Origin of the sequence: Bradyrhizobium cajani (genome assembly GCF_009759665.1) — a bacterium.
GTDB classification, from domain to species: domain Bacteria; phylum Pseudomonadota; class Alphaproteobacteria; order Rhizobiales; family Xanthobacteraceae; genus Bradyrhizobium; species Bradyrhizobium cajani.
The window spans coordinates 106,372-120,824 of the sequence record NZ_WQNE01000017.1; the positions used below are offsets into that span (position 1 = coordinate 106,372).

Genomic DNA, 14,453 nt, shown 5'->3' on the forward strand with positions numbered 1-14,453 from the left:
CATCACCGTTACGCGGTCTTCGCGGGCCAGGGCACGACCTGTCCCGACATCACCAGCCGGTCGCGGCCGCTGTCCTTGGCGGCGTAGAGCGCGCGGTCGGCGGCAGCGACCAGCGTGCTACAGTCCGTCGTGGCCTGGGATGGAAAGCTGGTCGCGGCGCCGATGCTTGCAGTCACCAGACGGGAGGGCGGATTTTGCGCATGCAGCATGGCGAGATCCTGCAGTGCCTGGCGAATCCCCTCTCCGACCTCGGCGCAGCCATCCGGGCCGGTGTTCGGCAACAGCATGGCGAATTCCTCGCCGCCGTAGCGCGCCGCGAGGTCGCCCGGGCGCCTCGCATGGGCGGACAGAATCCGGCCCAGCGCACGCAGGCAGCCGTCGCCTGCCAGGTGTCCGTAATGGTCGTTGAATTTCTTGAAATGATCGACGTCGATCAGCAGGAGCGAAAGCTGCGTGCCGTCGCGCCGGGCACGCGCCCATTCGTCGGCAAGGCGTTCGTCGAACGCGCGCCGGTTGGCAAGACCGGTCAGGCCGTCGGTCGTTGCAAGCGAGGCGAGCTTGTCCTGAAGATCCTTCTGCTCGGTCATGTCGCGCACGACCGCGACGACGCCGTCGATCGCGCCGCTGTCCGAGGCCAGGGTCACGTGCAGCGCCGCCTCGGCCCAGATCTCGCCCTTGTCGCGATGACGCTGGCGATAGATGAACCGCGCCTCCTCGGCCTCGCCATTCTTCAGCGCAGCGATGGCCTGCTCGACCCGTTCCAGGTCGTCCGGGTGAATGCCGGCCAGGGCCGACGTCTCCAGCAGTTCTTCGGCCGACCAGCCGGTGATGCGCACGCACGAGGGCGACACGTAGAGCAACCGGTTATCCAGCCCGATCCGGGTCACCATGTCGCTGGATTGCTCGGCGAGCAGGCGGAAATTTGCTTCCTTGGCGACCAGGGCCTGTGCCATGCGCTGCCCCTGCACCAGCTGACGGACCAGGTAGAAGCCGATCATCGCGATCAGCAGCACGAGGCCGAGCACGAAGGCCATGCGCGCGGCCGCCGCGCGGCGCCAGGGCGCCAGCACGTCGTCCTGCGATTTGCTCGCCAGCACCATCAGGGGATAACGGTTGCTGCGCTGGTAGTAGCTAAGCCGCTGCACGCCATCGAGCGGCGACTTGAAATAGTAGACCGCCGCGGCAGGCCGGCTGTTCCACCCCTTGAACAAGGGCGCATTGGACAGGTCGCGTCCGACGAAGGCGCCGCTCTCGTCGCGGCTGCGCGCCAGCATGATGCCGCTGTTGTTGAGCAGCGACGCCGAGCCGTTCGGGCCGATGTTGAACCGCTCGTAGAACTTGACGAAATAGCTGACGTCGATCGTGAGCAGGGCAACGCCGGCGAAGCCGCCGTCGGTATCGTTGATACGGCGGGACGCGGTGATGATCCACTGGCCTCCGGATCTGCTTTTGACGGGCGGTCCGATCAGCGTGCCCCTCTCCGGCGAGTCGCGATGGCGCCGGAAATATTCACGGTCACTGTTGTTGAGCTTGGAGAAATCGATGCGCTCGGTCGTGGCAAGCCACCGGCCGGTCGCGTCGTAGACGAAGATGCCGCGGATGCGGTCCGATGATTTGCGTGTCGGCAGATAGACCTGGAGCTTTGCAATCGCTTCCGGCCCCGTCCCGTCGATTTCGAGCCGATGCACCAGCCCGACCAGGATCGTATCGGCGAGTTCGAACGTATCGTCTGCGTGCTGAACCAGCGAATGTGCCAGATTGGTGACGTCGACTTCGGCATTCCTGAGATCGGCATTGCGCGCTTCCCATTCGCGCCAGGCGCTCAAGCCGAGGATTGCGACGCAAATCAGCACGACGAAGCCCGCCGCCCAGAGCGGAAGGCGCGTCTTGCCGAGTTCGCGGCTCGTGACCATCAGGCTTGCTCCAAATCGGAGCAAACCTCTCACTTTGACCTTAACGGCCTCTTGCAACTTCTGCGATGATTTTTCGGGTCCGTGGTCTGCCGGAGAGAGGTGCCGATATCCTGGTCCCCCACTGGCGGCCGTTAACCATGGCGCCGCAGCGTTGCGTTTCAGCCGGCGTCCGTCGCGTCATCCTTCCAGCGTGAACCCGACCCGCAGCGTCACCTGGTAGTGTCGCACGGCGCCGTTCTCGATGTGGCCACGCGTCTGCACCACCTCGAACCATTTCATCTCGCGAACGGTCTTGGCCGCGCGGCTGATCGCGTTCTTGATCGCATCCTCGATCGAGGTCTCTGACGATCCGACCAGTTCCAGGATCTTGTAGACGTGATCGCTTTCGGCTGCGGGCATCGCGGGCCTCCCTCGGTTGCGTTGCGGCTCCTGCCGCTGCGTGTGCTTCATCTGAACGGGCGCCCGCCCGTCCGGTTCCTTCCCCGCGATGGCCCGCATGCGCCAGCCGCGGTGGCCAGTATTCGCCTGCTAAGCGCTCTCCATGGATCTTGCGCGGCGCGACAGGACGATCCCGTGCGGGTCGTCGAAAGCTGACGGGATCGACCGCGCCGACGCGCTGCATCACAGCCGTCGGCCGCCGTCACCACTGATATCTTGCGACGGCCTTGCCGGCGTAGCTGCTGGAATTGCCGGAGAACTCGCCGTCGAAGGTGCCGGCGAGCGAGAAACCGTTGCGCCAGACGAGTTCGGCGGCCAGGGTCGTCAGCGCCTTGTCCGGCAATTGGGCCGCGCCGCTCACGACGAAGGAGGCGCCCGGCAGCGACTGGAAGGTGGCGCCGACGGAGCGGTCGGTGGAATAATCGTGCGCCCAGGCGAAACGGCTGCGCAGGGTCAGCGTCGTCCCCGGCAGCGTGCCGACCAGGATCCAGGATCTGTCGGTGCGGAAGCCGAGTTCCGAGCGCGGTGCCGTGACGTCTCTGGCGCCATAGCGCAGCGCAAAGGCGTTGCTGCCGATGACGGCCGCCTCAGTGTAGGCCGGCAGGTTGAAGGTAGTGAACTGGCCGGCCGCATAGGGCGTGATGGCGACGCCCATCCAGGGACTGACGACGCGATAGCCGCCTTCGAGCCGGCCCGACCAGGCGTTGGCCTTGAACCGGGCCTGCAACTGGTCGAGGCCGGCCACGGTGCGGTTGGTGGTGATATCCTGCCAGCCATAGGCGAGCGCGGCCGCGACATAGGCCGCCCCCATCGTATGCCTCGCATAGGCGCCGGCCTGGAACAGGTCGGAGCGGCCGCTGCCGAGACCGCCAGCAACAGTGAAACTGGTGCCGCCGCCGGCGAGCGCGAAGCCGGCGATCGTGTTGGGCGCGATCAGATAGTCAGCGCCGACCGCGCCGCCCGCGATGCGACTGGTGGTCGAATTGCTGCCGACTGCGGCGTTGCCGTCGGTGGTCTGCGAGCCGCCGAAGCCCGCGGCCCAGACGTTCCAGCGTGCCGCGAAGTCCTGTTGCATAGGCGCCTTGGTGACCATCGCATAGGCCTCGCGCTCGGCCGCGGTGCGTTGCCGTCCGGCCGAGGCATAGGCGCCGGCCTCGCCTTCGGAGGCGTAGCCGCTGACGCCGCTGCCAGCCGGTGTGACGGTGCCGCGATTGAAGGGATCGAGCATCACGCCGACGAACTGGCCCATTGCATCGAAGGTGACCTGCTGGGCGCCGGTGGCGGTTTCGCCGGAGAGCTGGTTGAGCATGCCGCGGTAGCCGTCGAGCGATGTCGGGCCGTTGAGCAGCAGGTTGAAGATTGGCCCGCCGAGGCCCGAGCCCTGCCCCGCCCCGTTGAGCCCGTTGGCGAGCGATGTCTGGTTGCCGGTGAGGCCGGAGGTCACGAAGTTGATGGAGCTCCTGATCGCAACGTCATTGGCGTTGGGATAGACCAGTTCGGCGTGCAGGGCCGGGCTCAACCCCTGCAGCGCCTGCAGCGACAAGCCGCTGTTTGTGACGCCGCCCGCCGCCGACACGATGATCTGCTGGTACACGCCAGGCTGCGGGTTCAACAGGCGCAGCTGCACGGTGCCCGCCAGGTTGGCGGTTCCCGACACGTTGACCCGGTCAGCGCTGCCGCCGGCCATGTTGAAATCGAAGACCAGCCGCCCGGTCGCGGTCTGCACCAGGTTGCCGGTCAAAGCCGTGGCCTGGATCGTCCCGGCGCCGCCCGGCGACAGCGTGCCGGCGTTGGTCAGCGTGTTGCCCGCGCCGAGACTGACGCTGGCGCCGGCATTGAACAGGCCGCCCGCCGTGTTGTTGAAGACGTTGGTGCCGGCGCCAAGATCGACATTGCCAATCACGGTGCCGAAATTGCTGACGGCGTCATTGCCCGTGCTGGCCGCGATCGCCATCCCCGACAAGGCCATCACGGTGCCTCGGTTGACCAGCGTGTTGTCGGTGCCGCCGATGAAGGAGACACCCGTTCCGGAACCGGTGCCGCCGGACACCGTGCCTGAATTGATGGTGACCGCGATCGGCCCGCCCACGCTTCGGGCGGACATCCCGCTCGCGTCGGAGCCCGTAGCGGTGACGTCGCCGGTCGAGGTCACCGTCACCGCGCCGTTGCTCTGGGCAAAAATCCCGTTCGCGCCGGCGCCCGTGGTGGCGATGCTGCCGGTCGATGTCACCGACGCCGCCTCGTAGCCGCTGGCCTGAATCCCGGTCGCGTTGCTGCGGATGTTGCCGGTCGAAGTCACCGTCAACGCGCCGTAGCGCGCGTTGCTCTCGGCCTTGATCCCGTAGGCGGCGTTGCCCGCGGTGGTGATGTCGCCGACCGAGGTCACCGTCACCGTGCCGCCACTGGCGGCGACAACAATCCCGCTCGCGTTGTCGCCCGTCGTGGTGATCTTGCCGGTCGAGTTCAGCATGACATAGCTGGCGCCAACAGCATAAATCCCCCTCGCGTAGGCGCCCGTCGTGGTGATGTTGCCGGTCGAGGTCACCACCACCCTGCTGCCGCTGGTGCTCTGGGCAAAAATCCCGTTCGAGCGGGCGCCCGTGGTGGTGATGTTGCCGGTCGACGTCACATACGCACTGTTGTGGCCGCTGGCCTCAATCCCACCCGCGTTGACGCCCGTCGTGGTGATGTTACCGGTCGAGGTCACCGTCACGTCGGAGTTGCTCACGGCAAAAATCCCCCGCGAGAGGTCGCCCGTGGTGGTGATGTCGCCGGTCGAGGTCACCACCGCCCTGGGGCCGCCCTGGGCAAAAATCCCGGCGCCCGTCGTGGTGATGTTGCCGATCGAGGTCACCGTCGCCACGCCGGAGCCGAAGGGGCTGGCCACGGCAAGAATCCCCACCGCGTCGTCGCCCCGGGTGGTGATGTTGCCGGTCGAGGTCACCGTGACATCTTGTGAGGAGAAAGCATCAATCCCGTGGGCGCGTTTGCCCGCGGTGCTGATGTCGCCGGTCAAGGTCAGCGTTACAAAGGTGGTGCCGTTGGCCAGAATCCCAGACGCGTCGTCGCCCCCGGTGGTGATGCTGCCGGCCGAGGTCAGCGTTATCCCGCGCATGCTGCTGATCTCAATCCCGCTCGCGTAGGCGCCCCCGGTGGTGATGCTGCCGGTTGAGGTCACCACCGCGCCGTGGTAGCCGAAAGCTGCAATGCCCTGCGCCCTGTTGCCCGTCGTGGTGATGCTGCCGGTCGAGGTCACCGTTACCCTGCCTACGGGGCCGTAAGCCGTGTCGTCGCTGAAAGCATAAATGCCGTGCGCATTGTCGCCCGTCGTGGTGATGCCGAAGGCACCGGTGTCGCTGCCGATGGTGACGTCGGTGGTGGTGGAGCTGAAGCTGATGCCGCGGGTTCCACTGGCGGGCGCGATGGCCGTGGTGAGATTGTTGACGTTCAGCGTGGTGACCGCCGGGACCGGAAAATCGGTCCCGGCGGCGATGCCGGCGGATTGATCGCCGCTGCAGGTCGCGACCGCGCCATTGATCACGCAGGGCGTCGGCGCCGCCGCAGCCGGGTCGCCGACCGCGAAGCTGAGCGCGCCGGCGGCAGCGCTGCCGAGCAGCGCCGCGCGCCAGCTCGCGCCGGGCCAGCGCACGAGCCGCAGCGTCGGCGTGTCGACACCGCGATCGAATCTCGCTGGCGCGGGATTCTCAGGTCGTTTTTTGAGGTGCCCGACCAATTCAATTGGGCTCATGAAGCGATCCCAACCTCGACTGGGATTAAGTCTGCCCCGACGCTTCATGCTTCAGCCCACCACGATATCCGCATTGCGACCGAAGAAACATCGAGCCGCCTCCAGACACGCTCTAGCAACCAATTGTTTGCTCAATATTTGAGGCGTGCGCCAATGCCCGCTTCGAGCGCCGTTTGTCCGTGAGTGTGTTCAGCCGGAGAGACCTTGCCGATGCTCCGGAGAATGAAGGCCGGGACCACCCGCTCGCCATGGAATCTCGTCACATGCGCGATCAGGTTATGCATGAGGTTGGCGCGAGCCTGCTCCGAAACGAGGTGACGTGCCGACGTGAAATAGAGATATTCGACCGCGCCGATCGCGCCCTCGGGGCCGATCGCGGCAAGCGCATCCGCCGACGCCTGCGGCAATTCCTGATCGGCCGGCGCGAACGTCCAGGCAATCATCCATGCGATTTCAGGAGGGCAAGGGATGTCCGGATCGATCGTGGGGACGGCGCCTTCAAGCGCCGCATGGTTGCCGGCAGCAAGGAGGGCGAGGCATTTCAGGACCCGGATATGTATGTGGTACAGAGGGTTCAGTTCGACCATCGCGATGCCGCGGTCGAAGTATTGGACAGCTTCGTCGAATTGGCCGCGCGCATAGCGCAATTGTCCCATGACCGGCAAGGCCCCGGCAAAGTCCGTTGTTTGGGCGAAGGCGCGTTCGAGGATATCTTCCGCCAGTTCGAGATGACCTCGATTGATGAAGTACAGCAGCTTGGCGGCTGCCAGCATCAGCAGCGGGTTCGCCTCGATGGCTGGCAGGCAGTCCAGCACCGTGGCGTCGATCTCGCTTTCCATGCGGTAGCGTTCTTCAAGGCTCATCTCGCCGAACGGATTGGTCGTCGTGAGGCGCGTGAACAGATGCAGGCACCATTGCAGGGCGATATCCGCATTGTCAGGATCCTGCTTGCGGTCCCTCCCCAGTTGCTCGCCACCTTCCACCCACCTCGGATTGGTCGACAGCAACACGCTCGAAGCCTTTTGAAGGCGCGTTTCAGCTGGTTCCTCGGCGCGGATACCGAGCCCTGTCGAGGCGTGGCCGAGCGCCTTGCGCAGCACCTCGATGACGCCATTCGAAACCCGGCTGGCCTCATTCGTGATCGATGCGGCGTCGGCCATGTCGAGTTGGAGCCGCAATGCTTTTGCGATCCGCCTCGACGGCATTTCCCTCAAGGTGGCCGCGCAATCGAGGTGCCCGTTGCGGGCAAAAAAGCTCACTTGCAGGAAATAACGCAGCCTGTCGGTGGGGGTCCAGTCCTCGGCAACGATGACGTTGTGGCCATCGCCAACACCCTCAGCGATCATCTCGCGTAGCTGATCGATTAGCGAAGACGCCTGCCGGCTGAAGGGAGATCCGGGCAGCCCGAAAGCCGGTGCGATGACCAGGAGAGCGTCTATTGGCGCTACCGAAGATGGAACGGCGATCCAGACGTAACCCTCGCCATATTGTGTGGCGATAAAATTCGGCGATTTGGCGCTATCGCCGAGCTTGACCCGCAACCTGTTGACCAGAAAATCGATGTTGCGGTCGGATACGTTGGATTCCGACGCGATCTCGTCGAGCAGACGGTCGCGGGGCATCAGGCGACGAGGGTTGCGCGTCAGAGCCAGCAGCAGCGCGCGCTCGTTTCTGGTGAATTGAATCTTCCGCCCGTTGCGGTGCGCGAAAAGGCATGTTTCGTCAAGGATCATGTCCCCGAAACGAAGATCCTGTGCCTTCTCCACTTCCCGGCCCCAAAAAATCAATCAACCAAATGTCGGCCGAAGGTTAGTATTCTCGTCAATGGCTCTGACGCAAGCACAAAGAAGCACTGCCATGAGCAGGCGACTACCACCACGGTTTTCCAACCGCCTTTGGAAAGGGCTGCGGGGACGTTGCCGCGCCTCGATGCCGATCACCGACGCGATCGTCCGACACCCAGAAATGGTCAGATGAATCGCGCTTCCAGGCCGTGCCACACAGCAGGACGAGTCCGATCGCGAGACTTGCTTCGCAGCAAGAGATGCCGCATAGCGAGACTTGCCGGAACAAGGCTTGCCTGAGCGAGACGCCGCCCGATGTTGCTGCAACGAACGGCGCGTTCCCGAGAATCAAGGACCTGAATCATTGAGCGACGCTGCGCCCAGCCCCACATCATCAGCCGCCACGCTGCCGCAACTGACGGCGGCGCACATCACCTGTTCGCGGGGCATGGCGGGCTGGCTGCAAGCCAATCAGGTCAGCCTCGTCTTCACCTCCTATCAGACCGGTCGGCTCTATCTCGTGGGCGTCGACGATGGTGGAGGGCTTGCCATCCACGAGGTCGGCACCGGCCGCGCGATGGGGGTGTGGGCCGATCCCCAGCGCCTGGTGCTGGCGACCCCATTCCAGGTCTGGCGTTTCGAGAACATCCTCAGCTCCGACCAGACTGCCGGCGGCGCCGACCGCTATTATGTGCCGCGCGTCGCGCACACCACGGGCGAGCTCGACATTCACGATGTCAGCGTGCTCGGCGATGGCCGTATCGTATTCGTGAACACGCTCTATTCGTGCCTGTCGCTGTTGTCGCCGGTGCACGCCTTTCGCGTGTTCTGGAAGCCGCCTTTCATCTCGAAACTGGCGGCCGAGGATCGCTGCCATCTCAACGGCCTTGCGGTCAGGGACGGCGAGGCGGCCTTCGTGACCGCGACCAGCCGCAGCGACGTGGTCAATGGCTGGCGGGCGCGGCGGGCCGAAGGCGGCATCGTGATCGACGTGGCGAGCGGCGCAGTCGTCACTGAAAAGCTTTCGATGCCGCATTCGCCGCGCTGGTACGGTGACCAGCTCTGGGTGTTGAACTCCGGCACCGGACAGCTCGGCACGGTCGATCTCGCGAACGGCAGCTTCGCGCCGCGCGCGTTCTGTCCGGGCTTCCTGCGCGGGCTGGCGTTCCACAACGGTCACGCCGTGGTCGGCCTGTCGCTGTCCCGCGACGGGTCGTTCTCGGGGCTGCCGCTCGACGACGAGATGAAGCGGCGTGACGCCGACGGCTGGTGCGGCCTCCAGGTCGTGAACCTCGCCTCCGGCGACATCGTGCAATGGATCCGCATCGAAGGCGCGGTGACGGAACTTTACGATGTCGCGGTGCTGCCGGGCGTGCGTCGTCCGATGGCGGCTTCGTTCACCGATGCCGAGATCAACAACCCCTTGACCTTCGAGCAGTGAATGGGTCGGGCATCGGCCCGCGATCTCTGCATTTTTGGGTGTCGCGTGCGCATCGGTGTTTGTCGGGGGCGCGTGTCGACTGAGGCCGGGCGTCGCCCCTACGGATCCAGCTCCGTATCCCAGTAGAGATAGTCCAGCCAGCTGTCGTGCAGATAGTTCGGCGGGAACAGGCGCCCGTTGCGGTGGAGCTGGTGCACGGTCGGCGCGAACGCGGTCTGGCGCGGAAACATCTTGGCCTGCGCCGGGGTGAGATTGCCCTTGCGCAGGTTACAGGGCGAGCACGCCGCGACCACGTTCTCCCAGGTGGTCTGGCCGCCCTTGCTGCGCGGGATGATGTGATCGAAGGTGAGGTCTTCGGGCGAGCCGCAATACTGGCAGTTGAAGCGATCGCGCAGGAAGACGTTGAAACGGGTGAAGGCGGGATGGGTGGTCGGCTTGACGAAGGACTTGAGCGAGACGACGCTCGGCAATTGCATCTCGAGCGTGGGACTTCGAACCGCCTGATCGTAATGCGCGACGATGTTGACGCGGTCGAGGAACACCGCCTTGATCGCGTCCTGCCACGACCACAACGACAGTGGGTAGTAACTCAGCGGCCGGAAGTCCGCATTCAGCACCAACACCGGCCAACTGCCTTGCGAGACATGTGCGTTCAAGTAACGCTCCCGGCCTCCAATGTACGCTGCGAAGCAGCATGTACTGACATACTACATGCAGCGTGACGGGATTGTGAAGCCCGCTGAGCGACTTATTCAGCTGCGAGCAATGCGGCGGCGGGGTGGCAAAGCGCGCAAAAAGGCCGCGATTTGGGAGGGGGCCTCGGGCGGCCGGCGCGGAACCGCCTGTGCGATCAGGGCGCGGCGCGAGGTAGCCGGACGATGCTTCGATTCGTCGACGTTTGAACGGCGTCGCTCCACCGCCTCAGTCGGGCCGACCTTCGTCGGGACGATATTGGGCGATCGGCCGAGCTTCGCTGGCGCGTGGCGGCCTGCCGCTACTCCCGCACCCGCTCCAGCTTCTGCAAGCAGCGCGTCGTGCGCACCGCGGCCGGCATGTCCTCGTCCGGAAAGCTGGTCTTCCAGTCGGTGACACCGACCTCGCCGACATAGATGTCGCCCTTCGAATCCAGCGCGATGCCGTGCGGCGCCAGAAACTTGCCGCTGGCGACGCCCGGGCCTTCCTCGCCACCGAGCCGGGCGATGCGCTTGCCCTTGGCGTCCACGATCGAAAGCCGCGGGCCGAGATTGGGCACCTTGCGGTTGACGGCCATGCCGGGGCCGAGCTCGCCGATGACGAAGGTCGGGCTCCTGCCGCCACCGCAGCAGCACAGCGCGCAAGGCCGGTGCAGATTGTTCCACTGCGTCTCATACTTGCCGTCACCATCGAACACCTGCACGCGGTGGTTCTCGCGGTCGGCAACGTAGACCCAGCCGTCGGCATCGGTGACAATATTGTGCACGATGTTGAACTGTCCGGGATCGGTGCCGGGCTCGCCCCAGCTCCTCATCAGCTTGCCGTCGGGGGTGAATTTGTGCACCCGCGCGTTGCCATAGCCGTCGGAGACGTAGATCTCGCCCTTCGGCGACAGCGCGGTGTGGGTGCAGCGATGGAAGGGATCGCCGCTCATGAACGGGGACGGCTTCTCGGGGATGCCGATCGTCAGCAGCACCTTGCCTTCGGTGGTGCATTTGCGCACGGTGTGGTCGCCGTCGTCGGTGCAATAGAGGTTATCGTCGGCGTCGATGTGCAGACCGTGCGCGCGCGAGAACAGGCCTTCGCCCCAGCTCCGCAGGAAATTGCCCTCGCGGTCCAGCACCACCATCGGATGGGCGCCGCGGTTGAACACGTAGACGCGGTCGCGGCTGTCGACCGCGACGGAGGCGACGTCGGTGAGCTGGCAGCCGTCCGGCAGCTTTGCGAAGTTTTCGACGACGCGGTAGCGGTGCTCGCCGGTGCCGAGAATGGCTGGCATCGATGTTCTCTCCTCCTGTCATTCCGGGGCGCGCCGAAGTCGCGAGCCCGGAATCCATTAGGCAGCGCGTCCCGGAGTTTCCATGGATTCCGGGCTCGCGCTGCGCGCGCCCCGGAATGACGACTGTGGTTACAGTCGCCCCAAAATCCCTTCCTCGATCGCCTTGATCTGCAGCGCGAGATATTTCGAGTTGATGCGGCATTGCGCCAGGCTGCCGGCGATGAACCAGAGGCCCGGCTGCCGCGTCCGCGCATACATGTTGCGGAGCTCGAAGCCGTCGCCAAAGCCCCAGATCGGGCCGATGCGGTCGGCGACGGCATCGCCGAACAGCTTCCGCACCAGATAGCCTTGCGGCTTGTAGCCAGTGGAGAGCACGATGAGGTCGGCCGGGAGGAGCGTGCCGTCCTTCATCCGCGCGCCGGCGGCGACGAACGCCTCGATGTCGTCGAACTGCCTGAGCTTGATTGCGCACTCGACGATCAGGTTGGAGCAACCGACGTTGAAATAATAGCCGCCACCGCGGGTGAGGTACTTGAACTGCCAGCCGGTGCCGGCCTCGCCGAAATCGAGCTTGAAGCCGACGCGGGCGAGGCCGTCGAGCAGCTCCTTGTCGAGTGCCTTCGACTGCTCCGTCAGCATCACATGCGTCTTCTTCGCAAGCGGCGTCGGCATCGAGGCGGCGATCAGATCGTTGTCCTCGAGCGTGCCCTCATTGTAGGTCGCGTAGGCGAGCTGGGCCGACGGTTCGATATTGGTGACGAGCGTCGGCGAGCGCTGCACCAGCGTCACCGCGGCGCCGCTGGAATGGAGATCCTGCGCGATGTCGTGGCCGCTATTGCCGGTGCCGATGACGATGGCGCGCTTGCCTGTCCAGCTCTCGCCGTCCTCATAGCGGCTGGAATGGACCAGCGTGCCCGTGAAATTGCCGAGGGTCGGAATATCCGGCACGTTGGCGATGCCGCTGACACCGGTCGCCATCACCACGTGGCGCGGATGCATTGTGCGCTTGCTGCCGTCGGCACTGCGCAGCGTCACCGTCCACTGGCCGTTGGCCTCGTCATAGGTGCCGCCTTCGAACTCGGTGCCGGTCCAGAAGTTCAGCTCCATGGCATCGACGTAAGACTCGAACCAGTTGGCGAGCTTGTCCTTGGGGATATAGACCGGCCAGCTCGGCGGGAACGGCATGTAGGGCAGGTGATTGACCTGCACCTGGTTGTGCAGCGTCAGCGCATGGTAGCGCTTGCGCCAGTTGTCGCCGATGCGGGCTTCGCGATCGACAATCAGCGTGTCGACCTTCAGCTGCTTCAGCCGGGCCGCGATGGCGAGCCCGGCCTGGCCGCCACCGACGATCAATACGGCCGGATCGCGATCGGCATAGTCGCGCGAAGTGTTGCGCTGGTCGAGCCAGTTCGGCCCGCGAAAGTCGCGCGAATAGGCCTGGCCGCGCGGGCGCGAGCTGCCGAGCTGTTCCTCGAACCCCTTGAGCTCGTCGAGGGCAGTGAGCAGCGTCCACGCTCTCGGCCGGTCGTCAGGGCCATCGGGAACAAGCCGGACAATGCCGCTGCCGCGACCCATTGCGGTCTCGAAATCAAAGATCGCTTCGATGGTGCTGGTGCCGGCGCGCGTCACCCAGCGTGGCGGCGCGCGGCCGGAGGCGATCTTGAAACTGATCGGCGCCGCCTTCGGTGCAAGCGCGGTCAGCTCCCGTGCGATCGCATCGCGGCCGGCGATCGTCTGCAGGTTCCAGCTCAGCGCCAGCACATCGCGCCAAAAACTGTCGGCGAGAAAGAGCCGGTCGAGCACGGTCGGATCGGACTTGCCCAGGACGCGCTCGAATTCGTCGAGCCAGGCCTGCGCGGCGACGGAAATATCCTTCGTCCTGTCCAGCATGCGCGACCTCGTGGCCGTCTTCGCGGCGTTTCCTCGCGAGCATGATCCGGACCCGAAGGGCCGCGTAAGCGAAAAGTGCGGAGCGGTTTTCCGAACCGATCATGCTCCAACCTGGAGATCGACGCTATACCGGTTCGGCAGGAGCCAAAAGCGCTTTACCCGAGCAGCGAGAGCATGTGGCCCTGCTCGGGCGGAATACGCCCCCTCAGCGTATCGAGATAGACGCGCTGCACAGCCTCCGGCCCGCGGCTCTCGACCACGGTCAGGCATCTCTCCAGCAGCGGTGCAAAGCCGGACCATGCTGCGCCGAGGCGCTGCTCGATACCGCCGGGACCCCACTCCTTGGCGCGCTTGCGGATCTGGTCGGGGGCGAAGAACCAGCGCGGCTTGGCGCCGGGGAGCGCGCCCTCATCGGGCTCGGTGGCACGATGCGTCAATCCGACGCGTATCGAGCATTTCATCTGGTCGCCGAAATGCCGGTGCAGCCCGATGCGCAGCGCGCTGTTGCCGGCCATGTCGACGAACGCGGCCGGCATGTCCGGTGGCAGCGACGTCACGCGGTCATAGGTGACGACCTCGTCATAGCAGCCGAGTGAGGCGACGAAGCCGGCATTGCCGGCCGATGTCAGCCCGATCGTCTTGCGCCCCCGGCTGTGCAGGAGATGGGCGAGCCCGAACGCGGTCTTGCTCGACGCGCTCGAGAGGAGCACGGTGCCTGCGCCGAAATCCTCGTTCTCGGCCAGGAAATCGTCGACCAGGAAGGACAGCATGAACAGCGGACGCAGCAACGCCTGGTAATCGCCCTGTCGCCCGGCATAGGCGGGATCGCCGCTGACGCGCGCGTAGGCGTTGTACACCGGCGCCACGCCCTGCCGGTGTGCCGCGCCATCGCGCAGGCCGCGCTTGCTGACGTCGGTGGCCTCGATGACGAGATGCGTCGCCATCGGAAAATAGCCGAACAGGCGTTCGCCCACGGCGACACCAGGATGCGTCGAGGCGATCACCTCGCCAAAACCCCATACCGGAATGTTGCCGAAGCCGTCCGGTGCGGGAAAGAGCTGCCAGTATTTCAGCGCGTCGCCCATCATTGCGTAGGTGATGTTATTGGCGGTGAAGGCGAAGCGGTCGACCTTCACGAGCAGCGCGTCCCTTGGCAGCGCATCGGCCGAAGGCAGCGTCGTTGCGATCGTCTTGCAGGTTTCGAGGTCGCTTCGCGCGACGATGAAGTCGGTGGCTGTCATGACATCGGCCCGGTATTTGTCCGTGG

At 65.3% G+C, this 14,453-nt stretch carries 9 protein-coding genes; 1 reads left to right on the plus strand and 8 read right to left on the minus strand.

Translation table 11 applies throughout. The features are described 5' to 3' along the window. Positions 1 to 8 precede the first annotated feature (8 nt). From GPL20_RS20930 to GPL20_RS20945, 4 genes are all read right to left on the minus strand, one after another. A complete protein-coding gene (locus GPL20_RS20930) occupies positions 9 to 1,913 on the minus strand; it encodes a sensor domain-containing diguanylate cyclase (protein ID WP_157331382.1) in 1,905 nt (634 codons plus the stop codon). 177 nt (positions 1,914 to 2,090) lie between these two features. Then, on the minus strand, positions 2,091 to 2,312 hold the full coding sequence (locus GPL20_RS20935; RefSeq protein ID WP_157331383.1) for a dodecin: 222 nt from the start codon (positions 2,310 to 2,312) through the stop codon (positions 2,091 to 2,093). Between the two features lie 241 nt (positions 2,313 to 2,553). Continuing rightward, on the minus strand, positions 2,554 to 6,099 hold the full coding sequence (locus GPL20_RS20940) for an autotransporter domain-containing protein (protein ID WP_157331384.1): 3,546 nt from the start codon (positions 6,097 to 6,099) through the stop codon (positions 2,554 to 2,556). 131 nt (positions 6,100 to 6,230) lie between these two features. Next, positions 6,231 to 7,865 (minus strand): winged helix-turn-helix domain-containing protein, encoded by a 1,635-nt coding sequence (locus GPL20_RS20945; protein ID WP_157331385.1) that lies wholly within the window; start codon positions 7,863 to 7,865, stop codon positions 6,231 to 6,233. Positions 7,866 to 8,247: 382 nt separating this feature from the next. On the opposite strand from GPL20_RS20945, the gene GPL20_RS20950 reads away from it, so the two are divergent. Continuing rightward, positions 8,248 to 9,324, plus strand: a complete 1,077-nt coding sequence (locus GPL20_RS20950) for a TIGR03032 family protein (protein WP_157331386.1) — start codon at positions 8,248 to 8,250, stop codon at positions 9,322 to 9,324. A gap of 98 nt (positions 9,325 to 9,422) precedes the next feature. On the opposite strand, the gene GPL20_RS20955 is transcribed toward GPL20_RS20950, so the two are convergent. From GPL20_RS20955 to GPL20_RS20970, 4 genes are all read right to left on the minus strand, one after another. Next, positions 9,423 to 9,980, minus strand: coding sequence for an HNH endonuclease (locus tag GPL20_RS20955; RefSeq protein ID WP_027522133.1), 558 nt, complete (start codon positions 9,978 to 9,980; stop codon positions 9,423 to 9,425). Between the two features lie 338 nt (positions 9,981 to 10,318). After that, on the minus strand, positions 10,319 to 11,296 hold the full coding sequence (locus tag GPL20_RS20960) for a peptidyl-alpha-hydroxyglycine alpha-amidating lyase family protein (protein WP_157331387.1): 978 nt from the start codon (positions 11,294 to 11,296) through the stop codon (positions 10,319 to 10,321). 129 nt (positions 11,297 to 11,425) lie between these two features. Next, positions 11,426 to 13,186: a flavin-containing monooxygenase gene (locus GPL20_RS20965; protein WP_157331388.1), complete on the minus strand. Its 1,761-nt coding sequence runs from the start codon at positions 13,184 to 13,186 to the stop codon at positions 11,426 to 11,428. A gap of 155 nt (positions 13,187 to 13,341) precedes the next feature. After that, positions 13,342 to 14,427 carry a DUF2855 family protein gene (locus tag GPL20_RS20970; RefSeq protein WP_157331389.1) on the minus strand — a complete coding sequence of 362 codons (1,086 nt, stop codon included), beginning with the start codon at positions 14,425 to 14,427 and terminating at the stop codon, positions 13,342 to 13,344. Positions 14,428 to 14,453 lie beyond the last annotated feature (26 nt).